The organism is Leptospira ainlahdjerensis (assembly GCF_016919175.1).
In the GTDB taxonomy this organism is placed as follows: domain Bacteria; phylum Spirochaetota; class Leptospiria; order Leptospirales; family Leptospiraceae; genus Leptospira; species Leptospira ainlahdjerensis.
In genome coordinates this window covers 1-23,678 of sequence record NZ_JAFFPU010000074.1, presented here as the reverse complement: position 1 = coordinate 23,678, position 23,678 = coordinate 1, and the positions used below count along the sequence as shown (strand labels likewise).

The 23,678-nt window shown below is 41.3% G+C and carries 19 protein-coding genes and 1 pseudogene; 13 read left to right on the top strand and 7 right to left on the bottom strand.

From position 1 onward, the window contains the following. Window positions 1-14: 14 nt before the first annotated feature. Window positions 15-668, bottom strand: a complete 654-nt coding sequence (gene trmB, locus JWG45_RS18180) for a tRNA (guanine(46)-N(7))-methyltransferase TrmB (RefSeq protein WP_205281042.1) — start codon at window positions 666-668, stop codon at window positions 15-17. 49 nt (window positions 669-717) lie between these two features. On the opposite strand from trmB, the gene JWG45_RS18175 reads away from it, so the two are divergent. From JWG45_RS18175 to JWG45_RS18165, 3 genes are all read left to right on the top strand, one after another. Further along, on the top strand, window positions 718-1,656 hold the full coding sequence (locus JWG45_RS18175) for an MBL fold metallo-hydrolase (RefSeq protein ID WP_205281041.1): 939 nt from the start codon (window positions 718-720) through the stop codon (window positions 1,654-1,656). Between the two features lie 133 nt (window positions 1,657-1,789). Further along, window positions 1,790-2,140 carry a PilZ domain-containing protein gene (locus tag JWG45_RS18170; RefSeq protein ID WP_205281040.1) on the top strand — a complete coding sequence of 117 codons (351 nt, stop codon included), beginning with the start codon at window positions 1,790-1,792 and terminating at the stop codon, window positions 2,138-2,140. A 119-nt stretch (window positions 2,141-2,259) separates the two neighbouring features. Beyond that, entirely contained in the window at window positions 2,260-2,937 is a 678-nt protein-coding gene (locus tag JWG45_RS18165; protein WP_205281039.1) for a hypothetical protein, read from the top strand. A gap of 7 nt (window positions 2,938-2,944) precedes the next feature. On the opposite strand, the gene yihA is transcribed toward JWG45_RS18165, so the two are convergent. The 3 genes and pseudogenes from yihA to JWG45_RS18150 form a co-directional block, all read right to left on the bottom strand. Then, window positions 2,945-3,610, bottom strand: coding sequence for a ribosome biogenesis GTP-binding protein YihA/YsxC (gene yihA / locus JWG45_RS18160; protein WP_205281038.1), 666 nt, complete (start codon window positions 3,608-3,610; stop codon window positions 2,945-2,947). After that, window positions 3,607-4,907: pseudogene (gene tilS / locus JWG45_RS18155) on the bottom strand (tRNA lysidine(34) synthetase TilS). The gene yihA and the pseudogene tilS overlap by 4 nt, the downstream one beginning before the upstream one ends. 20 nt (window positions 4,908-4,927) lie before the next feature. Beyond that, a complete protein-coding gene (locus JWG45_RS18150) occupies window positions 4,928-6,874 on the bottom strand; it encodes a GAF domain-containing SpoIIE family protein phosphatase (RefSeq protein ID WP_332476749.1) in 1,947 nt (648 codons plus the stop codon). A 287-nt stretch (window positions 6,875-7,161) separates the two neighbouring features. Between JWG45_RS18150 and JWG45_RS18145 the strand changes: the two genes are divergently transcribed. After that, entirely contained in the window at window positions 7,162-9,204 is a 2,043-nt protein-coding gene (locus tag JWG45_RS18145) for a sigma-54-dependent Fis family transcriptional regulator (protein WP_205281113.1), read from the top strand. A 531-nt stretch (window positions 9,205-9,735) separates the two neighbouring features. Beyond that, a complete protein-coding gene (locus JWG45_RS18140; RefSeq protein ID WP_205281036.1) occupies window positions 9,736-10,959 on the top strand; it encodes a DUF3095 domain-containing protein in 1,224 nt (407 codons plus the stop codon). On the opposite strand, the gene JWG45_RS18135 is transcribed toward JWG45_RS18140, so the two are convergent. Next, the gene (locus JWG45_RS18135) at window positions 10,948-11,346 is read right to left on the bottom strand and encodes an SET domain-containing protein (RefSeq protein ID WP_205281035.1); all 399 of its coding nucleotides are present in this window, start codon (window positions 11,344-11,346) and stop codon (window positions 10,948-10,950) included. The genes JWG45_RS18140 and JWG45_RS18135 overlap by 12 nt on opposite strands. A gap of 54 nt (window positions 11,347-11,400) precedes the next feature. Continuing rightward, window positions 11,401-13,233, bottom strand: a complete 1,833-nt coding sequence (locus JWG45_RS18130) for an ABC transporter ATP-binding protein (RefSeq protein ID WP_205281034.1) — start codon at window positions 13,231-13,233, stop codon at window positions 11,401-11,403. A gap of 183 nt (window positions 13,234-13,416) precedes the next feature. On the opposite strand from JWG45_RS18130, the gene JWG45_RS18125 reads away from it, so the two are divergent. From JWG45_RS18125 to JWG45_RS18100, 6 genes are all read left to right on the top strand, one after another. Continuing rightward, window positions 13,417-14,031, top strand: a complete 615-nt coding sequence (locus JWG45_RS18125) for an ACT domain-containing protein (protein ID WP_205281112.1) — start codon at window positions 13,417-13,419, stop codon at window positions 14,029-14,031. A gap of 159 nt (window positions 14,032-14,190) precedes the next feature. Next, a complete protein-coding gene (locus JWG45_RS18120) occupies window positions 14,191-15,660 on the top strand; it encodes an HD-GYP domain-containing protein (protein WP_205281033.1) in 1,470 nt (489 codons plus the stop codon). A 342-nt stretch (window positions 15,661-16,002) separates the two neighbouring features. Then, on the top strand, window positions 16,003-17,484 hold the full coding sequence (locus tag JWG45_RS18115; protein ID WP_205281032.1) for an HD-GYP domain-containing protein: 1,482 nt from the start codon (window positions 16,003-16,005) through the stop codon (window positions 17,482-17,484). A 65-nt stretch (window positions 17,485-17,549) separates the two neighbouring features. Then, window positions 17,550-18,692 (top strand): chorismate synthase, encoded by a 1,143-nt coding sequence (gene aroC, locus JWG45_RS18110; RefSeq protein ID WP_205281031.1) that lies wholly within the window; start codon window positions 17,550-17,552, stop codon window positions 18,690-18,692. Between the two features lie 162 nt (window positions 18,693-18,854). Then, window positions 18,855-20,315, top strand: coding sequence for a 2Fe-2S iron-sulfur cluster-binding protein (locus JWG45_RS18105; protein WP_205281030.1), 1,461 nt, complete (start codon window positions 18,855-18,857; stop codon window positions 20,313-20,315). Further along, window positions 20,302-20,829 (top strand): NuoI/complex I 23 kDa subunit family protein, encoded by a 528-nt coding sequence (locus JWG45_RS18100; protein WP_205281029.1) that lies wholly within the window; start codon window positions 20,302-20,304, stop codon window positions 20,827-20,829. Before JWG45_RS18105 ends, JWG45_RS18100 begins: the two co-directional genes overlap by 14 nt. Before the next feature lie 66 nt (window positions 20,830-20,895). Here the strand turns inward: JWG45_RS18100 and JWG45_RS18095 are convergent, their stop codons facing one another. After that, window positions 20,896-21,144, bottom strand: a complete 249-nt coding sequence (locus JWG45_RS18095; protein ID WP_205281111.1) for a DUF433 domain-containing protein — start codon at window positions 21,142-21,144, stop codon at window positions 20,896-20,898. 616 nt (window positions 21,145-21,760) lie between these two features. Between JWG45_RS18095 and JWG45_RS18090 the strand changes: the two genes are divergently transcribed. Further along, entirely contained in the window at window positions 21,761-22,285 is a 525-nt protein-coding gene (locus JWG45_RS18090; RefSeq protein ID WP_205281028.1) for an RNA polymerase sigma factor, read from the top strand. Window positions 22,286-22,297: 12 nt separating this feature from the next. Continuing rightward, window positions 22,298-23,668 (top strand): LIMLP_03685 family anti-sigma factor, encoded by a 1,371-nt coding sequence (rsx, locus tag JWG45_RS18085; protein ID WP_205281027.1) that lies wholly within the window; start codon window positions 22,298-22,300, stop codon window positions 23,666-23,668. Window positions 23,669-23,678 lie beyond the last annotated feature (10 nt).

The window sequence follows — 23,678 nt, the reverse complement described above, 5'->3', positions numbered from 1 at the left end:
TAGAAAAGGGATTTTTATTTCTGAATTAGAATCTGATCTATGTAGTAGATTCTTTTTCCTTCTTCCCGTTTCTTTCTCTCAAAGTGAGAAACGGGAAATTCCGACCTTTCCAATCTGAGTTCGAATTGTTCCGGTCGAAACGCGTTTGAATCGCGAAAGATCCGAAGGGCTTTTCTCGCATAAGGGCCGTAATCAGTCGCGAATGAAAATTTTCCCCCTTCAGGAAGGAGCATTTTTAAAGAATGAAGAAACTTAGGATTCATCGTTCTTTTTTTATGATGTCTTTTTTTGGGCCAGGGGTCCGGAAAGTTTAATAGGATTTCGGAAAAAAGATTCTCTTCAAAAACATCTTCTAAAAACCAATTGAAGTTAACGCAGAGAATTTTTACGTTTTCGAGCCGATTTCTTTCGATGGCGCGCATCGTGTGTCGAATTCGGTCAAATTTTTTCTCCATAAGCACGAAACCCGTATTCGGTCTTTCCAGGGCCATCGCAATCGCAACTTCACCCCAGCCGGAGCCGAGCTCTAAAAAATATGTCTCAAATTCTTTTGGGAATAAATTTTCTTTTTTCAGTTTCCTTACAGGGCTAGCTTGTAAAAAATATTCAGAAGCGAATGGAATTCCTCCTGCAATTGACCAAAGTTTTTGTTCGAGATCTTGGATCATGGGTTATCGTCAGAGAATTTTACACATTTCGTTTGTCTAATCTAATACAGTGAAAGTAAAACTATACGGCGTAAGGGGTTCTCTTCCCACTCCCTTGGGCGAATCCGAATATCGGGAAAAAATTCTTAAAATTCTAAAAGCGGCTCATACTGAAATCAAACAAAAGAACGGAAGCTTCTCAGAAGAAGAATTCTTAGATTCTTTGGATCCTTCGCTTTCAAGAACCGTCGGCGGGAACACTACCTGCGTTTATATTCAGGCTCAATCCGGAGATCGTTACATAATCGATTGTGGTTCAGGGATCCGTCAGTTGGGAAACGATCTGCTTGCGGAAGGTCTTAAACCGGGAGACAAGATTCACATTTTGATCACACACACTCACTGGGATCACATTCAAGGATGGCCTTTTTTCAAACCCGCTTACTTTCCCAATGTAGAAATTCACTTTTATTCTACCATACCAAATCTCGAAGAGAGGTTCGAAAGACAGCAAAACGAGGAAAATTTTCCTCTTCCGCTTTCGGGAATGCTGTCAAAGAAGACCTTTCATCTTCTGGAAAAAAATCAATGCAAAGAAATCGGATCTGTAAAGATCACTCCGTTTCTTCTCAGACATCCCGGGAATTGCACCGGTTTTCGTTTTGAGGAGCAGGGAAAGAGCTTTCTGTTTTGCACCGATGTGGAAGTTCAAGAGCCCGATTTGGATGAGTTCCAAGATTTGAGAAAGGCCTTCGGAAAGACGGATATGCTGATTATCGACGCTCAGTACAGCACGGAAGAAGCTGAGAAGAAGGTCGGCTGGGGCCATACGTCCGGAAAAGTTGCCGTTCGGTGTGGAGAAATTTTAGAAGTAGCTCGATTGGTCCTTACACATCACGAACCTGATCATAAGGACGAGGAAATTTTGAAAATCTTTCAAAAAGAATCCGGAGCATCTCCCAAAATGAACGTCCTTTTGGGACGTGAAAACGATTTCTTTCTTCTCTGAGAACCTTTCTGCAGTCTGTTGAATACCCCTTTCGATGTAAAAATTTTTTGAAAAAGAATTTTGTGATCTTATTCTGAGCCCATTCTAAAAATTTTCTTTTCATTCAGTCAAATTGAGTTATTCTGGATGCGCTATGCAAACAGAGATGGGACAACAAAAAAAAACTGCTAGCGATCCTCTATCCGATAAGCGTTTTTATAAACGCTTTCGTAAGAATAACCTAGTGAAGATGATTCTTGGTAAGAATGAGATTCTCGGAAATTTAGAAGACATCAGTATGATCGGAGCTTCGATCAGCTCCAGGGAAGAAATACTCCTTGGTCAGCGTGTTCGATTTATGTCTCCGATACTTTCCATTGAAATTGAGGCGGATATCATTCGCAGAGATTTGGTTCAGGAAACGTATAAGTATGGTCTGGTGTTTCACGATCTTTCCGATGCTGCAATTGTTGAAATCTTGAATAAGATCGCTTCCGCCGATTGAGAAGCTTTTAGTTTTAGATTTCATATTCTTTTATCAAAGAATTGGATCGGTTTCAAATTTAGAAATATTTTATGACAAGCACTTAACTTGGGTTTGTTGCGGCCGACACTAGTATAAGAATGAGAATCGGCGGTGAACAAAGAATGCAGCTCGGAATTCCCCGAGACGAATCGTTGCATTATATCGGCCATGGACAATTGGAAAGCGCTCCTGCTTCCACTTCGATTCTTCATGTAATCTCACACGAATTGGGTCATGTCGCTGAATTTCGTTCGGAAGCCATGAGAGATCGGGCCGATATTCGTTCTCTGAACATGAAAATTCACTACGAATTTCGAAACGGCAAGCTGGTGGCCGTTTCCGGAGAAACCGAGGCGGTAACGGTAAAAAAATCCGAAGAAAAACCGAACAAAAACGAACTCGCGGAATCACAAACTCCGAAAGAAAAAGAAGCTGTTGAAAAGGAAAAAAAATCCGAGATTTCAAAATCCGAATTAGAGGATAAGGAAAAACAAATTCTTTCGGAGATTCGTAAAGTAGAATCGGAACTGAAAGCCTTTGAATCCGAAAAGGATTCTGAAAAAGAAAAAGGAATCTCTGCGACTCGGAAAGTTGAGTTGGAAGAAAGAAAGAGAAAACTTGAAATTTCTCTCAATCAAGAAAAACTAAAAGGAATCTTAGAAGAAACGTTGGATACTTTCAGTGAACTGATGGACAAACAAACTCGAATGAATTTGAAACTTTTAAACTCGGGTGTTTCCGACAATATCGGCAAGCTTATAGATACGAAGGCTTAAATTCTTTTTAAGAAATTTCCTCAATTCTTTCGGTATAAGACTCCGTCGGTGTTCCGACCATTCCAATCAAAGAATCCACAATCTTTCTCAATTCAAGAAGTCCTTTCCCGGATTTATTGGAAACAAGAACCGTTTCCAACATAGGGTATAGCTCGTGGATGTTTTTCATTTTTTTTCTCAACTTGGAAAGATCACTTTGGTTGAGTTTATCAATTTTTGTGCGAATTAAAACGGGTTTGATGTTTCTTTCAAAACAGGTTCCGATGAGTTCTAATTCTTCTTCCGGAAGATCTCTTTGCGCGTCACAAACTAAGAACAGGGATTTCAAATCCTTTGCATGATTCAGATAGTCCATAAGAAGATCCATCATGGCTTCGTGATCTTTGTGGGAGTTCGCCGAATATCCGAAACCGGGTAAATCCACCAAATAAATGGAACGATTTACAAAGAAGAAGTTGAGAAGTTTTGTTTTACCGGGAGTGGAGGAAACCTTGGCTAAGGATTTTCTTTCCAGAATTGCGTTCAGAAGGGAGGACTTACCGGCGTTCGAACGACCGGCAAATGCGATTTGTGGGATCCCTTTACAAGGGATCTTGCTTGCTTCGCCATAAGACGAGTTGAACTCCACGTCTTTGAAAAATGGCTCATCCTTTTTTTGAGGATCCTCGTTCATCTTCCGGGCTCCTGAAAGTCAGGTAATATTTCTTTTTCCTTGTCCGCTACGATATCGCTAATCTTAGGATCCCATAGGCTCAGACAGATCACATCAACTTTCCCTTCCCCATAAAGAATGGGTAGCATTTTTCTGATCGGAACCGGAATCTCTTTCTGCCTAAAGATCTCCGAAATTTCCACGCTCATCCCATTTTTTTGTATTTTGGCACCCGTTGGACAAAAATCAGGAATGAGTCCGGGTGGAATTTTTTTTTGATTTCCGTTCCACCTTAAGATCATCTCTCTCGGTTCGAACCGAAACTCTTTCAACGCGAGAGAATTTTTTGGAATCAAGTAGAGATCCGAACTCGTCGATTTCCAAAACCAGACTTCTTTGTTTTCGAGGCCGAAGGAATTCTCACGTTGAAGGCAATCGGTTAAATCTTCGAAAAAATTCCGCGTCAACGGATGTAAACGTAGAGAACGCAAATAACGATCCAAGAAGAATTTTCGTTCCCGAGGGGACAAGTCGTTTAACAACCAGACGTCGATCTTCATATAGGTGGGGATTTTTCGCGATCTGAGTTCCGGTGAAAAAATTACCGCACCCGGTCTTTCCATCCGGTGAAAGTTTTTATAAATTCGATCCGGATCGGCTCCTTCTTGGATTAACAAGGGAACTATATGATTTCGGATTCTATTTCTAAGATATTCGTCGCTTTGATTGGACTCATCCTCGAAAACAGGCCAAAACTCAGTCTGTAATATCGTTTGAATTTCAGTTTTAGAAAAAGCAAAAAGAGGGCGGAATCGATTCTTTTCAAACCAGCCTAAGGTACGGAGGGAATTCCATCCGCCGCCACGGATTAAATTCAGCAGAAGAGTTTCTAAATAATCCTTAGAATGGTGACCGGTAACGATATAACCGTCGTATTCACCCGAAATTTTTTCCAGGTCCTTATAACGAAACGCCCTTCCGGTTTCTTCGATCGTTTTTCCTAACTTACGAGATAAGAGAGGAACGTTTTTTTTTTAAACATTCTCGGAAACGGAAATGTGGTTTCGGTATAATCGAGAATTTTCTTTTCCTGATCTAGGTTGAATCGAATCGAATGATCCAGATGATAAATACAAGGAGCCGGAATCTTTTTTTCCATCCAAAGCCAAAAGTAAAAATGCAGAAGGATGGAAGAATCTTTTCCGCCGGAATAGGCGATTACGGCGGGCCGGGACAAAAGCATTTCGTGAAAAGGGTGAACTCTTTCCCAAACAGATTCGAAAATCCTTCGTGTTGTTTCGGAGATCTTATCTCTCATAAGCGATTGCAAATGCAGTTCTAACGGATCCTTCGGATTGCTGCAAGAGTAATATCGTCCATCTGTTCTTGGTTGCCCGTAAATTTGCGTATTTCGGAAACGATTCCGTCTAACATAGATTGTAACGGTTCGTTCTGGAACTGAAGAATCGATTTTTTGAATCGCTCGGATTCGAATTGAATTCCATCCTGATTGGATGCCTCCAGAACTCCATCCGTACACATGATCAGAAGATCTCCGGTTAACATTCTAAATTGATTCAAATTTTCGAATTTTGAAATATCTGGATCGATTCCTAATATGATTCCTCCGGTCGGTATCTCTTCTATTTTTTGGGATGCGTTTCTTAGGAGATAGAGTGCACCTTGGCCTGCTCCGCTATAAAAAAAATCATTTCGATTCATCTCCCACTTTATGACGGTCATCGACATAAAACGCGGAGAAGCGGATTCATTGTAGTTTTGAAAGATGTATGTGTTTACGGTATTTACGATATCCCAAGGGCTTACCTTCTTACGAACTAAAGAGTGAATGATCGTTCTTACGGTCGCCATCACAATTCCGGCGGGGACACCTTTTCCGCTGACGTCTCCGATGCAGATCACCGTTTCCGTGTTAAATGGATCCGTTATAAAATCGTAGTAATCTCCACCGACACCTCTTGCTGGGACCATCGTTCCCGCAAATTCATATCCTCCGTGTTCGGGCATCTTCCGTGGAAGTAACGATTTTTGCAGTTCTTTGGCGATTTCGATCTCCTTATCCAGTCTTTCCTTTTGAGCCCTTTGATCAAATAGGTGATAGTTCTGGATCGAAATTCCGGCTTGGATTGAAAACGCATTCAAAACTTCTAATTCTTCCGCGTTAAAATGACGGTCCTTTCGTTTTCCGAGTATGATTACGATATCCGATTTATCTGTGTGCACCACGGGAAGAATCGCAAGATTCAACCCCCACATTCCGAATTTTTCCAATTCCGGAAAATCCGAGGAGAATGCGAGTTTTGATTCAGAAAGCGCAAAAACCTCCTTTAGAAAGAATTCATATCGTTTGATCGGGATCGACATTTCTCCGGGAATCGGTTCGAGTTCTTTGCGGAGAATTCTTCTTTTGACATCTCCGACGGTTTCAGTTTCATCCTCTGTAGTTTGAATTCTCACCCTAAATGTGGATTGTCTCGCCATGTCGACATCCATTCTAATTTCAGGACTTGTAATGTTTCCGGTAAGAAAATGTCCGAAAAGAGTATGATTGTCTTTGTTCCATTCAAAAAGAGAATATAGATCGTTCTCTGAAAATTCAGTCAGAGAAAGAAGAATCACTCGAAAAATTTCAACCTTGTATTTGAAACCTAGGGATGAAAGTCGAAGCGCCGCAGAATGAAGAGATCTAAAATTTCTAGATTGGGTTTGCGAAACTTCAAATAGGATTCGATTTTTCAGAGTTACGGCAAATTGCGCTGCGAGTAGTTCTAAAAAGTACCGATCATTCTCGGCTTTTTCCGGATCGTCCCGGTTATAGTCGACGGTTATGATCCCGAGAACTTCTCCGTTGAGATGAATCGGAACTGCCAATGCGGCGACCGTTCGATTGAGCCTCGCATATTGTTTGAAATGTTTGTGTTTTTGATCCGCGAATTTATAATAAATCGATTTGCAGTGTTCGATACATTCCGTGAGAGGGCCGTTGTCTTCGCCCTTTTTAATTTCAAAATGCTGGGCGACTCTGGAAAGAGAGGTTTTTTGATTTTTCACCGACATCACGGTCATCCGATCCAGACGCGGCTCATAAATCATCACGCTCACGCCAGGGATTCCTAATTTGTAAAATGCAAGAGAAGTGAAACTCTCTAAGAGATGGCTTAGGTTCGGACTGGTATTGAAGAGCGAAAGGAACTCGAGTAGAATTTCATTGCTAAAGTTTGTATCCGTCGGAGGTTGAAGACGCGGATTTTTTCTCTTTTCCAAAATCCATTCTCTACCGCAGGATCTACAGAAAAAGCGTCCATTTCGGAATAAACCGTCCGGAGTCTTAAATTCTGAGCAAAATGCACAGGTCATAGCCGTAAAATTATAAAAAATACGGTTTGTTATGATACAAATAATTTGGAAATAAACACAAAAAAGACGCTCTTAAATTAAGCGAAATGAAAAAAATGGATTGACCTCAAAAGCATCAAATCGCAAAAATTTTAAGCATGTCAGGATATGTGAAGCCAAGTCCCTTAAGATCTATACAAGAAGTTGCGACCGCGATGAATTCTACCTTGGATCCGGACAAACTTCTGGATCTAATTTTGGAGCGTTGTATTCAGATCTGCGAAGTCGGCTCTGGATCCTTGATGCTTATCAACGAAAAAGAAAACCTTTTAGATATCGTTACTTTTCGTGGAATGAACCCGTCGATCCGGACTAAAGTAAAGTTGAAAGTCGGAGAAGGGATCACCGGAATCGTCGCAGCTTCCGGTGAAGGAATGATCGTCAGCGACGTTACCGCCAATCCACATTACATTTCTATAAAAGACGACATTATGTCCGAACTCGCGGTTCCTATGATCGTCGAAGACGTAGTGATCGGCGTTATCTCTTTGGATTCCAGCCGCAAGGGTGCGTTCAATGACGAACATCTCGAAATTATTTCCACTCTCGCAAATCAAGCCGCTCAGATTTTTAAGAATTTACAGATATTCCGACAATTGGAGCAGAAGAATAAGATTCAACAAGTGCTCATCGATATTTCTAGAACGGTCACATCCACTTTGGTTCTTCAGGAAATTTTCGAAGACATCATGGATCGTCTGGAAAAATCTTTGAATCTCGAAAGAGGGAGTATTGTCCTTTTTGAACCTGAGAAATCGATTCTTAAATTGGAAGCTGCTTCCGGTTTAACCGCGGAAGAAATGGAAAAGGGAGTTTATCTTCCCGGCGAAGGTGTGACGGGAAGGGTTTTTGAAACCGGAGAACCGATCATCGTAGAATCGATCGCAAACGACGAAAATTTTTTGAATCGTGTCGGGAACGCAGCGCATTTTAAGAACAATCCGGAGAACGTTAGTTTCCTCGCCGCGCCCATTAAATCGGATACGGATGTTTTAGGAGTTGTCAGTGTTTATTTTGTTCATAAGAAATACATCGATTTAAAGACTTATTTAGACTTTTTGCAAGTAGTTGCTTCGATCATCTATCAGGCGATTCGAATTCAAAAGTTGATCGACGAAGAGAAGCGGGAAATTTCAAGAGAGAACGTTCTTCTAAAAAGGGAATTGAAGAATAAATATAAGTTCGGTTCTCTCATCGGAAAATCGAAACCGATGGAAAAGTTGTTCGAAATGATCCACCTCGTTTCGGATTCTCGCGCTTCGGTTTTGATTACCGGTGAATCAGGAACCGGAAAAGAGATGATCGCATCTGCGATTCATTATAATTCTTCCCGTTCCGATAAACCTTTTATCAAAATCAACTGCGCCGCGATTCCCGAAAATTTATTGGAGAGCGAGCTTTTCGGTCATAAAAAAGGATCCTTTACCGGCGCGGTTGCGGATAAAAAAGGTAAGTTCGAAATGGCCGATACCGGAACGATTTTTCTGGATGAAATCGGTGAAATGGATTTGAACTTGCAATCCAAACTTTTAAGAGTTCTTCAGGAAAAAGAGATCGAAGCGGTCGGTTCCGTAAAACCAAAGAAGATCGACGTAAGGATCATTGCCGCAACGAATGCGAACTTGGAAGAATTAATTTCCGAAAAAAAATTCAGACCGGATCTTTTTTACAGACTCAACGTTGTTAATATGATAACCCCCCCTCTGAGAGAAAGAGCGGACGACATTCCTTTGTTGATCAATCACTTCATCGCAAAATACGCGGAAGAAAACGGAAAAAAAATCAACGGTGTAACGAGAGAAGCTCATAAACTTCTGATGAATTACAATTGGCCTGGAAACGTTCGAGAACTCGAAAACGTCATCGAAAGAGCGGTCGTTCTTTCCCAGTTAGAAATGCTCGATATCCAGGATTTTTCCGAAATCAACGGAAGACTTCTTTACGGGGATGAAGAATTTGATCCGGAAGTGGGTGATTCGGATTCCTCCGTGGAAATTGCGAATTCTCGATTCTCCTCTTCGCATCTGGATGCTTTGGACGGTCGGGCTATCGAAGTTGTGGTCGGAGAGGTGGAAGCCCGTTTGATCAAGTATGCCATGAAAAAATTCAAATACACAAAAACGCGAGTCGCGAAATTTTTAGGAATCAATCGAAACACTCTCGATAAGAAAATAAAAGATCTCAAAATCGATTATTGAACGGAGTTCCGTCCAACCCGACAAAATCGACTTTTGAGATCTTTTTTCTTTTGATTACTTTCAAAAACAAACCGGATGTCTATCATTGCTTGTATTGTTTTTGAAATTTCAACTCGAATCTAAACGAAAATCGGATTCTCGCGATTCGAATTCTAACGATATTTTTGCAAGATCCAAAATCGGTTTTTGGTCGAGTTTGTTTTCGAAGAAGGCTCTGGATCCGATTTTAGTCTTTTTATCAAGAGAATTTTAGTCGGAACTCAGGCGATTTCCTTTCTTCCAAAATGGCGTTGATTTTAGAAGAAGAGCTTATGTCTTAATTCTGAAATTAAATCGCGCTTTTCTAAGGCAAAAAATACGTGTAATTTTTTTGAATGTGTCTAAGAATAGGACGGTTTTCGTTCTAACCGATTGTTATGGAAAATATTAGGTCCGGATGTAAGAATCATCAGTTTTCTTAAAGTCCGATACCGCAAAATTTTCAGACGATCCGTTTCTTCGATTCAAAAATATTCAATTAGGTGAGCGAGAATGATCCAGACTGCGGATAAAACGCCAAGTGTAAATACCGAAAACTTCTACAAGTATCTTCCGTTCCTTTCTTCGTTTACCGAAATTATTGAGCCTTCTAATTATTACACTGTGCCCGATGATTGGAACTTGATCGTCACAGACGTCGTAAATTCCACCGAGGCGATTCGAAACGGTAACTATAAGGACGTGAATATCGCGGGCGGTGTGACCGCGATGGCGGTTTCCAATTTGATGGGAGATATGGATTACCCGTTTTTATTCGGCGGGGACGGGATGACTCTACTCTTACCGAATAGCGTTCTCCCGGGAGTGAAAGATATTCTATTCTCCATTCGGGAATTGGTAAAAAATAATTTTGGATTAAAGCTCAGAGCCGGAATCGTCAACGTAGGAGATTTGAAAAAATCCGGAAAAGAATTAAAACTTTGTAAACTTAAAATTTCCGAATTTTATAACCAAGCAATCCTGACAGGAAACGCTTTGGACGCTGCGGAGAATCTCGTTAAGAATGACGATTCTTCAAATCCTTATATCATTCCTTTGACTCACAGACCGAAGATCAAACCTGATTTTACAGGATTCACCTGTCGTTGGCAGGACATTCCAAGTCATCGGGGGGAGACGGTTTCCTTTATCATAAAGTTGAATCCTGTTCAGGCCTCCTCGGATCCGGCTCTGTTAAAATTGATTCTGGATCAAATCGGAATTCTTCTCGGTAACGATACACAAATCCATCCTTTGACCGAAGACGGAATCAAGGTAGATCTATCCGGAAAATATTATAACAAAGAAGCGACGGTTCACACCGGAAGTAAAAAAGGATTCCTGCACTTTCTCAGATTTCTCAAAATCAAAGTCGAAGGTTTTGCGGTAAATCTTGCGGTTAAGACGCAGTGGAAATTCGGTCCCAAGGTCAACGGAATGGAGTTACGAGAGTTGAGAAAGTCTCAGATCATCGCGTCCGACTTTCGAAAATACGACGGAACCTTAAAAATGGTAGTCGCTTGTGATACGAAGTCGAGAGAAGCGTTCATCGATTTTTTGCAAGGACTTTACAAAGAAGGAAAGTTGTATTTCGGATATCATATTTCGGATCGCGCCCTTATGACTTGCGCTCTGCACGAAGGTTCTGTTCGAGAAGTGCATTTCGTGGATTCCGCAGATGGCGGTTATGCTCTCGCGGCTCTTCAACTAAAAGAGCAAATCCGATTAGGAAACTGATCCGAGTTTAATATTCCAATTTTCGTCAAAGAGTTTATAATTACAGGTAAGTTCTTCTCCCATCCGAATCAATCTTGTGGCGCTGTCCTGGCCCATAGGATTGGTTCGATCGCTCGTGAAATCTTCCTTGGTGTTCGGATCGTCGCTGTGATTCATAAACTTGGAATTATCGGAGCAGTAGAACCATTTTCCATTAGTTTGATAAGAATAGGTACGAAACATTTCTTGAACCGTGAAAGGGAGAGAATTGAGTTCCTGATCCGTTAGAACCCAAACGGTTTTAGGATGGTATTTCCAAACCAATTCACCTTTTTGAATGTCTCTTCCTGCGAAAAGACCAAAACCTCCGATTGGGGAATCGGCTATGTAAGTGGGTACTAAAAGCATTTGGAAAATCTAAAATAGCCGTGAATAAAATTGCAAGTAAGAAACCGAGATTCTTTAAAGAACCATCGCCTGCTGTTCGGGTTCCGGAACGGAAAATCTTTCGAGTTTTCCGTTTTTAATCTGAAAGACCCTGTCCGCTTCTCGAATTGTAGAAAGTCTGTGTGTGACCGAAATAACGGTTCTTCCTTCTCTCAATAAAGAAAGTGTTTTCATGATTCTCGCTTCGGTTACGGGATCCAAAGAAGACGTGGCTTCGTCCAAAAGAAGAATTTGAGGATTTCTTAAAAAAGCGCGGGCGATTGCGATTCTTTGTCTTTCTCCACCGGAAAGTTTTGTGCCCCGATCTCCAGTGTTGGTTTCGTAACCCATCGGTAGCGAAAGAATCAGTTCGTGAATTTCCGCACGTTTTGCGGCCTCGATCACTTCTTCCAGAGACGCACTCGGTTTTCCGATTCGGATATTTTCAAAAATCGTAGTATTAAAAAGAAACGTTTCTTGGAATACGACTCCGACCAAGGATCGAACAGAACTTCTTGAGACCGAATTCAAATCGATACCGTCGAAATAAATTCTTCCTTCGTTCGGTTGTACCATGCCTAGAAGAAGTTTGATAAAGGTGCTCTTTCCGACGCCGGAGCCTCCCACGATCGCAGTGTAACTTCCTTTTGGAATCGTGAGCGAAATATCGCTTAGATTTTTAGAACGGCCTTTATACCGGAAGTGGACGTTTTCAAAACGAATCTCTTGTTTTAATTCAGGAATGGAAGATTCTTCCAAGTTCGATTCGAAAACGGGAGCTCGCAATAATTCTAATATTCTTTTTGCGGACCCGCTCGCGTGATTTAAAGCGGGAAGATATTGAGAAAGATAAAGCAAAGAATAACTTAAGTTTAAGAATGGAGGTAAGAACGCCGCGAGGGTTCCTATGCTCAACGTATTGTTATAGGCAAAAGCGGTTCCCGCCAACAGCAGAACCCCCTGTAGAAGAAGAATTCCGGAACCAGCCGAACGTTCCAAGTAAGAATTTGTAAGTCCTAACCTCAAAGAAACTTGAAAGAGTTTCTCGCAGTTGTTTTTAAATCTGCTGAAGAAATAATCGCTCAAATCATAGGCCCGTATGAGATTTTGAGCTGAGATCGATTCTTCGACCATACTCAATACCTGGGCTTCCTCTAATTTTCGGGAATAACTGATCTCGGTCGATTTTCTGGAAAGAAAACCGGGACCCAAAAATGTGATCGGCCAGATTAAGAGGGCGATCAGAGCCAATTTCCAATCCAATAAAAAAAGAAGAATTGTTCCAAAAAGGGCCTCTAACAAAGGACCAAGACCCCAAGGGATAAAGGCGAGTAACGCGTGTTCCAAAGAGGCGAGGTCGTTAAAAAAACGAGATAGAATATCGCCCAGCTTATTGTTCGAGAAAAAATCTAGACTCAACTGGTCCAAATGGTCATACATCTGTAATCGAAGATCTTGGATGATTCTGGAAGAAGCCCAGTTGTATAAATAATCGCGAAGTGTTCCCAAGATCGCGAACGTTACGGTTCCTACCGCTAAGTAAGCCCCGATCCAATAGAGAGCGTTTTGATTTCGGTTGATGAGAGCTTCATCGATGAGATATTTAAAACTAAAAGGAATGCTTGCGTAAAAGCCTATCTCGAAACAGAGGAGCGCGATGATGATAAAAATTCTTCCCTTGTATTTTTTTACAAAACGGAAAAGCCCAAAAATCAATAATCCGGGAGCGCCTTCATTTTCGGACGAGGGCTTCTCTTTTTTGAGGTAGGGAGCTTTCCATTTTTTCGAGAATCCTTTTTCCTTATCAAGAGGTAAGGGTTCCGATTTTTGGATCAGTTGCTCCGGGTTGTATTCGAGAGGTCTTTTCATACCGTTTTTGGAAAATGCAGTCCTTTTATTTTCGGCAAATATCTTCCATTTCCACTCTACTTTGACTGTTTTTCCGGGAAAGTCCGAGGCAAGAATTTTTCACCTGCTAAGAGACAGAATCCACCCGGAAAAGACTCGTTTTTTTAGAAACCGCCTATTATGCTAGTAAGTAGGCTCAATGAGATGATTAACTTTCACTACAAAGAGGAAAACGGACTTTATACTGTGACCCTCAAAACGTCCGAAACGGCTCCGGGTACTCTTCATAAGATGGTGAAAGCGATGTTCTTTATGGGTTGGGAAATTGTCTCCGGCGATATTCAAACGATCGAAGAAAAAGGACAGCTGTTCAGTTACGACGTTTTTACCTTAAAGTCTGAAGAAACGGATTCTAAAATCAAAGCGTCCAAACTGGGAATTCTTATGTCCTCGGTATTTACGGAAGATTCGGCTTTGGAAGAAATCATTCACCATTCCAGCGAAATCGATCTCAGAAATACGCACCATCTTAGCAACGATTCTAAACTCGACTTTGAAGATATCGAAGGCGGTAATAGAACAAAACTCTATCTGGAAGCACCCGATCGCAAAGGACTTCTTTATTTTGTTACCGGCGTTCTAAAAGAAAACGGAATTAACATTCATTCCGCGACAATCAGAACGGATCGGACCGGAAATCGAGCTCAAGATACTTTTGTTTTGTCCGATTCCAAAGGGACTGGTTTTGCGGGTTCTTCCCTGGAAGAAAGAGTGAGCAGAAATATTCTCGAAATCAGTTTGAATTCTTCCTGGAAGTAATCCGGAAAATATTTTTTTCGTCAGTTAAGAAAATATTCGGTGCAAACGGTGCATTCCTGCCTTTTCATGGATTCAGGACGAAGTTTCTCCAAGCGAATTTTTCCACGTTATGTAACCTTAATCACTTCTTAAATAAATTTCAATTTTACAACGATTTGCATGGACGCACAAAAAGATTTACAGAAGTTCGATTTCACTGAAGAAATCATCCAGCATTTTAAGATAAACAGCGTCATTCCTGTGGACTTTTATAACAGGAACGGTCAAATCCTAATTCATAAAAAAGAAAATGCAAACGGCGATGATATAACGAAACTTCTCAAGTTTGAAAGTCAGGGGATTTATTTTCTCAAATCCGAATTCGAAAAAATCTCCGGCGGTAAACAGGCTTCCGGTCCGAATAGTGTCAACGGTCGCGAGGTAAGTTTTTCCAAACTCGTAAACTCAGAGCTGACCGTAGACCTTGCGAAAAACGCGGCCGGTTTTTTATCGGAGCTTAAGAAATTCCCGTTAAACGGCGGTCAAGTTCGACAACTTTCTAAATCGATCGACGGAATCTTAGAAGATTTCCGATCCACTCCAGATATGGAGAACGGTTTGGTGAATATCATCGAAGTGATGAGTTCGGCGGGTGTTCCGATGGACTCGGAGATGTTGACCAAAAGAACGGTTATTTCAATGGCGATGAAAGTCAGAGCGGGAAAGGCTTTTACTAAAGTCGACATGGAACAAAAAAAACTCGATCAGATGAATTTGATGATGTCTTCCTATTTGGCGGATGTCGGTTATACACAAATGAAAATTCCCGTACAAAAAGATCTGAAAACGGAAGAATTTGAATATATCAAAAATCATCCGATCATCAGTTATCTTATGGTCGCGAATCTTCCCGATCTTGACGACAATATTAAAACTTTGGTTCTCAATCATCATCGCCCTCACAAGGGAGAGGGTATGAATAACAACTATCCTCAGCCGAAGATGCTCGTTCAAAAACTGAATCTCTACAAAGAAAAATACAAAGACGATCCGAAACGGACCGTTTTAGTCGCGGATATTCAGAAACAAATTCGAAACATTCTTACAAACAATCTTCCTATGGACGATATCGGCGTGATCTCGATTGCGGGTGAATTTGCCTCTCTCACCACGAAGCAGGAATGGAGAGACGCTTACGAACCTTTGGTTGCGATGAAATTGATTTTGAATAACAGTTTTTTTGCATATAATGAAAAAACTCTCCGAGACTTTTACGATCATATTGGGTTGTCGCTTTGTAATAACCAACCTTTTATCCGAGAAGGCGACTTTGTAATCGTTGTAACTCAGGATTCCAATCAAAAGGTCTTTTTTGAAGTTTGTATTATTCGCGAAATGTATCGAACTCTGATTCGTCCGATGCTCGAAAGAATCGGAACGATCCGTCCGAACTTCAGCAATATGGGAAAACTGAGAATTTCGGGTTTTGATCTGAATTCGTTCAAACCGGATCGAAGAAAGGCCATCTATAATTTAGAAAAAAATCAGGATCCGAGAAGAATCATCTACGTTCTCGACGCGGAAATGGACGGACGTCTTTATGAAGAATTGGTCAAACAAACCGGAGAAATTCCGAAGGAGGGCGCTTAAGTACACGAGTTCGGTCTTTTGAACCAGAACCGTTGCGACTTTTCGGGGTATCGATATCTTTTATCCTATTCCGATACTTCAGAAAGATCGTTATGCGACACCGTGTCTCCAATTTGCTTAAAGAATAAACATTCGCCTCGGAATCGAAACAACTGGAAAGGAGTTTTTCCAAAGCGAACTTTTCCCCCCAGAATCGAAATTAAAACCTTATTTCAAGTGTCATAAATAATTTTTTTCCAGTCATATATTCCAATCGTTAAGAAAGGGTTGCCTTTACCTTCTAAGGTACGCGATTCTCTCCCAAATCGACGCCTACGGGCAATTTAAAAGAAGAGTTGTAATATGAGCGTTAACTCACATTCTGTAAACAAAGAACTCCTAGAAAAATTTGAATTCACTTCGGAAGTAATTAAGAGTTTTGTAAGCCAGAACGAAATTCCCGTAGATTTTTATAATAAGAATGGTCAAATTCTAATTCACAAAAAGTCGGACGCTTCCGAAGAGGACATAACACGACTTCAAAAATTCGAAAGCCAAGGTATCTTTTTTCTTATATCAGAAAAAGATAAAATAGTTAAGAATAAAAAACCGGATTCAATTCATGGTCGCGAAGTTTCATTTACGAAACTGGTCAATACCGACCTTACGATTGCGCTCGCGAGAGAGGCTTCGGACCTCTTGGAAGAACTCAAACATTTCCCTCTCAATAACAATCATATCCGAAAAGTTCAAAAAGGAATCGATGATATCCTCGTGGACTTTAAGTCCAGTTCCGATATGGAACTCGGTCTCGTAAACGTCATCGAAGTTATGAGACAGGCCGGGGTTAAAACGGATTCAGAAATTATGACCAAGAGAACCGTGATTTCTATGGCGATGAAACTTCGTGGAATGAAAGCTTTGAATAAAGCGGAGAATGATCTTCAGAAAGCGAAACAACTGAACGTTATGCTTGCTTCCTATATGGTCGATATCGGAAAGTCCAGGATGAAACTGCCGAATCATTCAAATCTCAGACCGGAAGAATTCGAATATATTAAAAATCATCCGATTATCAGTTATCTTATGATCGGAAATCTTACCGGAATTGATTCAGAAGTTAAATCGGCGGTCCTCAACAGCCATAGAACTTTTCGCGGAGAAGGTTTGAACAACAATTATCCTTCCACGAATATGTTGATTCGAAAATTGACGGAATATCTTCAGAAATACAAAGACGATAAAACCAAACACACTCTCATCGAAGATATTCAGAGACAGATTCATCACTTGTTGAACAGTACTTATACTGACGAAGACCCAGGAATCATTTCCATCGCCGGAGAATTCGCATCTCTTAGCTCCGAACAGGATTGGCGTCCCGCGTTTAACGCGCTTACATCGATGAAGTTGATTTTGAACAATAGTTTCTTTTCTTATAACGAAAAGATAGTTCGGGACTTTTTCGATTTAATGGCGTTGAGTCTTTGTGAAAATCAAAGCGTTCTAAATCCGGGGGATTATATCATCGTAGTTTCTATGGATTCCCAGAGAAAAGTGCATTTCGAAACCTGCGTTATCAAAGAAATTTACAGACATCAAACAAGACCGCTCTTGGAAAGAATCGGAACGATTCGACCGTTGATCACGAACAAAGGTAAGATCAAGATTGAAGGATACGATCCGCATTCTTTCCGTGAAGATAAACGAAAGGCCGTTTTTAATTTGAACAACAGCATGGATCCGAGAAGGGTCATCTACATTATCGATCCTGAATTAGAGCCGAGTCTTTTTGAAAAGGTGGATCAGAATTTCAGAGGAAGCGCTCCTCGTTCCGTCGCCTGACAAAACCAAAGGATTCTCCCAGAAACGCGCTTTATCCCTGAGCTTTACCTTGTTTTCTTGGTATTATGCCTTCAAGTTGGGGAAAAATTTTTAAAGTCAGTACGTTTGGAGAATCCCACGGCGAGTCCGTGGGCGTTGTCGTGGAAGGAGTTCCGGCGGGAATTCCAATTCGTTTAGAAGAGATTCAAAAAGATTTAAACCGAAGAAGACCGGGTCAGAGCAATTTGACAACGCCTCGGGACGAAGCCGATACGGTTCGCGTCGTATCGGGCGTTTTCGAAGGGAAAACGATCGGAGCCCCGATTGCGTTGATCGTTAACAATCAAAATACGATTTCGAAAGATTACGAAAATTTAAGAACCACATTTCGACCATCTCACGCAGATTATACATACCAAGTAAAATACGGTTTCCGCGCTCACGTCGGTGGAGGTCGTTCTTCCGTCAGAGAAACGATCGGAAGAGTTGCGGCCGCCGCGATTGCAAGAATGATTCTCAAGGACGATTTAGGAATCGAGACCGTAGCTTGGGTCGATTCGATCGGACCGGTTCAATCTAAGATCGGTGAGAATTATCCGAAGTCCCGAGACGATGTGGATCAAAACGAAGTTCGTTGTCCTGAAACGTCCAGCGCTGATGCAATGCGAGACTTGATTCTTAAAATGAAAGAAGCAGGAGACAGCGTCGGAGGAACGATCAAATGTGTTTCCTACAATCTTCCACCCGGTTTGGGCGATCCGGTTTATGATAAACTGGATGGAGATCTTGCAAAAGCGATTCTTTCGATTCCCGCTTGCAAAGGATTTGAAGTGGGCTCCGGATTTTCGGGAACACTTCTTACGGGAAGCACGCATAACGATGAGTTTTATGTCGAAGAGGGAACCGGACGCGTTCGAACTAAAACCAACAACTCCGGCGGACTACAAGGCGGAATTTCCAACGGTGAAGAACTCGTAATTCGGGCGGCGTTCAAACCTACTTCTACAATTTTTAAAAAGCAGAATACGGTAAATTTAAAGGGCGAAGAAACCACTTTAGAAGCCAAGGGTCGCCACGATCCTTGTGTGCTGCCTAGGGCCGTTCCAATCATCGAGGCTGTCGTAAACTTGGTTCTTGTAGACGCCTATCTCTACCAAAGAGCGATCAATCCGCTTTGGTTTCAAAAATGGGCAAACGTTCCGGATTATTACAAAGACTTAGAACTTTAAGAATCAGTCTCAAAATGGAAGCAAAGGTTTCCGAACTTTTCAAGGAAATGGAAAGCGGAGGAGCGATGCAGGGAACTTTTAGAAACGGGTTGCCAGAATGAGAACGGTACGTTTCTATAGAATTGTTTCCCAATACCCGGGTTCAATCAAAAGGATGATTCCATGGTAAAAATCAAAATCGACGGAATCGAGTACGAGGTGGATGAGAAAAAAAATCTTATCTCTGCTGCGAAAGATGTCGGAATAGAAATTCCTTTCTTCTGCTATCACCCGAAACTTTCCATTGTAGGTATGTGCAGAATGTGCCTCATAGAAATCGAAGGGGTTCCAAGGCTCCAGGCCGCTTGCAATACTAAGGTCACCGAAGGCCTTTCCATTTTTACTAAGAACGATCGAATCAAAGAGGCCCGTGAAGGAACGATGGAATTTCTTCTCGCAAATCATCCTCTGGATTGTCCCGTATGCGACAAAGCCGGGGAATGTCAACTTCAGGATAACGCATTCAAAGAAGGAAAAGGAAACTCCAGGTTTACATTAGAAAAAAGGAATGTTCCTCAAGAAGAAATCGGATCTAATCTTATCATCAATCATAATCGTTGTATCGTTTGTTATCGTTGTGTTCGTTTCGAAGAGGAGATCGTTGGAGAATCCAATCTCGGCCTATTCGAAAGGGGATATCATTCGATCATCGGGCTCGCGAAGAATGAACCTATTCAACATAACTTTCAAGGCGCGCTTGCGGATCTTTGTCCGACCGGCGCCTTGCTCAACAATAAGACGTTATTCAAATCGAGAGTTTGGTGGTATAAAACCGCGGAATCCATCTGTCACGGTTGTAGCACGGGGTGTAATATCACAACGAACGTGAGAGACAACAAAATGTATCGTTATATGCCTCGAATTGACGAGGAGAAAGATATGTATTTTCTCTGCGATAAAGGCCGTTTCGACATCGATTGGCTGAATGAAAACCGTCTTTTCGCCTATTATCAGGAAGGAAAATCTTCCGAAAGCGGAGTCGTTCTACCTGCGATAGCCGAAAAAATCCGACAAGCGAATCAAATTGCGATCTTAGGCGGCGGATCCGAATCCAATGAGAATTTAAAATCGATTCTACAGAGTGCAGGATCCTTTGGAAAATCCGTAGTTTTAGAAGTTCGAGTGGATTCCACTCAATCAAAACAACCGGAACAAAAAGATTTCCTCATGACCACCGATTTAAGACCAAACACAAGAGGCGGAGTGGACCTGGGATTTATCTCATCACAGGGAATCGAATCGATTCGCAAATCCTTAGAATCAGGTGCCATCGATCTCGTTTTCGTAATTAAGGAAAACCTAAAGGATATGCTTCCTTCTATTTCTTCCAAAACTACCGTTGTTCTCTTGCATACGAATTTGACTTCGGATATTTCGGAAGTTGCCTACGGAGTTCCGATTCAGACTTTTGCGGAGCAAGCGGGTTCTTTTACAAATAAGAACGGTTTGAATCAGCGTTTTCAAAAAGCAATGGATCCCCCTAAGGGATTGTTGAGTTCCGGGGCGGTATTTCAAAGGCTTTCCGAATTAGTCAAAGAATTGTCTTCTTCTCCGAAGGAGGTTAGCTCAATTGGGAACCGTTAATGTAATCCGAGTTGCGAGTCGGCATAAACTCACTTGGTATGAGAAATTCTATTTTTATTCTATTGGAAAGGGACTATGGATCACCCTCAAACACTTTATAAAAGCGGCGATTTTAAGAGGCGCCGTAACGATAGAATTTCCTGAAAAAAAACGAAAATACTCTACACGTTTTCGCGGAATGCATACGATGAAACGCGACGAACAAGGCAGAGAAAGATGTACGAGTTGTTTTTGTTGTATGTGGATATGCCCTGCGGATGCGATTTATATCGAGGCCGCGGAGGTCACTCCGGAAATTCAACACCTTCATCCCGAAGATAAGTTCGCCAAAAAATTTGAAATCAATCTGTTACGTTGTATTTTTTGCGGTTTGTGTGAGGAGGCTTGTCCGAAGGGAGCTATCTATTTGGATGGTCCTGGAGAGATGGCAACTGATAACCGCGAAGATCTGATACTCACAAAGGAAAGAATGATGCAAAAAGTAGGCGGGCCTATCCTCGGAGAAAGAATTTAAAAAAAGTTCTTTCTCCGAATCCAGAGTTCAGTCGTACGCGGGATTCTTGTGGGGGATTCTAAATTCTCAACTTACTTTTTGTTTTAGGTATTCATTTTGTCTGGCGATTTCCAACTTCGCTTCCAAATACGCAACGGAAGCATCGATATCATCATTGGAGATTCCGGGATATTCGCGAAGAATTCCTTTTCTAGACATTCCCGATAAAAGCAAATCTAGTATTTCTAAAACGCGAACGCCGGTTCCCTTGATAAAGGGTTTTCCACCCAAATATCCGGGAATCATTTCAATCGAAGTAAACTCGTCGTTACTCATATACATTCAATAACAGCGGGGATCGCTGAAATTTGTAGCGGAAAAGTTTTTTTCGAAATTCATTCCATTCAATAACTTTTGTATACTGCATTTTCAAGATTCCGATTTTCCTTTTCATCTGGATTTTTTGCGGAGCTCAAGTTTTCGAGGAATCTAAAAAATTACTGGGAAGAACTGCTGGAAGAAGAGGAAGACTTCGACGGGCATTCCGGGAACAACGCGTCGCAAGAAAGTAGAAAAACGAGCCCTTGATTCCCAGCGCAAAAATTGGTTAACGGTTTGTCGGTGCTCATCGTGTTGAAGATGCAGTACGAAAGCAATCGTTCGTAGCATTCATTTCTCTTTTTATCTTTCCCGGCACAACTCGAACTTTTTGGTTCAAAATCCTGGGAGGCACAATGAAAAAGAAAAGAGATAAAAAAAAGCCACTGGAGAGGACGAAACAATCGATTCCAAAGATTTGTTCTCGGCGTAGTTGGTTTATTTACGGACTTTTGTGACATAGTTTTTAGCAACTCCGATCAACAGAGGAGCGATTTAATTTCTTTTTTGTGCTTTTAGGATCAGAATTTCTTTGAAAAACTGCAAAAAACCCCGGTTTCATTGCATTTTATAAATGGTCCATTCCGATTCTACAGATTTTTCAACACTCTACGAAGAAAACCACAGGACCGTTTACCACTTTCTTCTCAAAATCTCCGGCGACCCGGAAGTTTCCGAAGATCTAACACAGGAAGCCTTTCTAAAAGCCTTCACTTTTTTTGCAAAGTTCGACCCAAACATCGCGTCTTTCAGCACATGGGTTTGTTCCATTGCAAAAAACCTCTACTTCAAACATTATAATAAGCAGAAAAAGGAATTTGGGAATCTTAGTATCGGTGACCTGGTCATAGATATCGAAGTAAACCCGGAAATCCCTGAAAATTTAGAGAAAGCTTTTTTAGAAAAGGCAATAAAAGATTCAATTGAGAGTCTTCCCGAACCCGAAAAGAGTATAATACTCTTTAAGGAACTAGAAAGAAAAACTCTGAAAGAAACGGCGCTTGCCCTTGGGATTTCAGAACGAACAGTCAGTAGAAGATTGATTTCTGCCGTCTCTTTACTAAGAGAGAAAATGGATAAACAAGGATTACAATTCTAAACCCTAGGCTCTATGAAGTTGAAAGTGGATAACATAGAACAATTCGAAGACCTGCTGGGGAAATATCTCTTCGGCGAATTGAATATGGAAGGTAAGAAAGAATTACTGAATTTCATATTCAAAAATGAGAAAGCCCGTTCTATATATCAAGCTACGACCCAAACAAACTCGATTCTTTCTTACACTCTTTCGGATTCGGAAAACGGGAAAAATTCCGGTTCAGGGGAAAATCGATTCGGGAAACTATTAGAATTTAAGAATTCCATCTTTCCGTCGACATGGATCGTTTCCGGTTTGGCGGCCGCGATTCTTCTTGTCTCCGGGATTTCGATCTGGTTGGGTTTTCGATCCGATTCAAACACGAAATTAGAACAAGCATTTATCAATTCTTATGGAGATTGTAAGATCGACGGAATTGCCTCTCAACCCGGGGCTAATCTTTTAAATCGAAAATTGGTTTCCGGAAACTATTCCATTTGTGAATTTCAAATGGAAGGAGCCAAAAGTGTCGCTGTGCGCGTGCTTCCGGATTCGGAAGTATCGGTAACCGGTGATCGGAAAAATTCTTCCGTAACCGTGGATCGAGGATCGGTTCTCATTGATTCCGTAAAAAGTGAAACGGATTCATCCGAGGGTTTGCTTTCGATTCTTTCTCCGGATGTGCGGGCGCTTTTGGTCGGTACAAAAGTTGTTTATTCTCGAAAGGTTGGAGAATTTTATTCCGACTTGGATCTGGATGTTTTAGACGGAAAAGTTGAAATTGAAACCGGTCCTTCCGTTGCCTTTGAAAAAACCGCAAACAGTCTGACGGAAGAGGAAAGAGAATTTTTAAAACTTAATTTCCCGATTTTATTCCAAAGCAAAAAAGTCGAAATCAATCGAGGACAATCTTTATCATGGAAAGGGATTCCCGAGTCCGGTCTTAAGAAAATTCGATCTTTGGAAAAAAGTATCGAAGAAGCGAAAGCGAAAGGAATGAAAGTCGAAGGCGATTTCGTTTTTGCACTTTCGTCGGACGTTCAAAAAATAAATGGCGATCATATTTTTGCGATCGATCAAAATTTAAGTAAGAAGATTAAAAATCTCCTTCCGAGCGAAGAAGAAGATCTTACCGCAAAGTTCAATTCGATGGTTCGGTTTCCGCCAACCGATTTGCACGAGGTGGAAAAGCTCAAGTCTTTGGTTGCAAAATTGGACAATACCCCCTTGATTCAAATTTTAAAAGATAAGAATCAGCCCGATATTGAAAGAGTGATCTATTTCAAGGACGGTTCGAAAGTGAAAGGTTTTGTCTATCAACACGATAGTTTTTATATTCTTTTAAAATCGGACGGAAATCTATTGTTTCCGGTGGATGCGGTCGACTCGATCGATTTCGAATAAAAGACTCGAT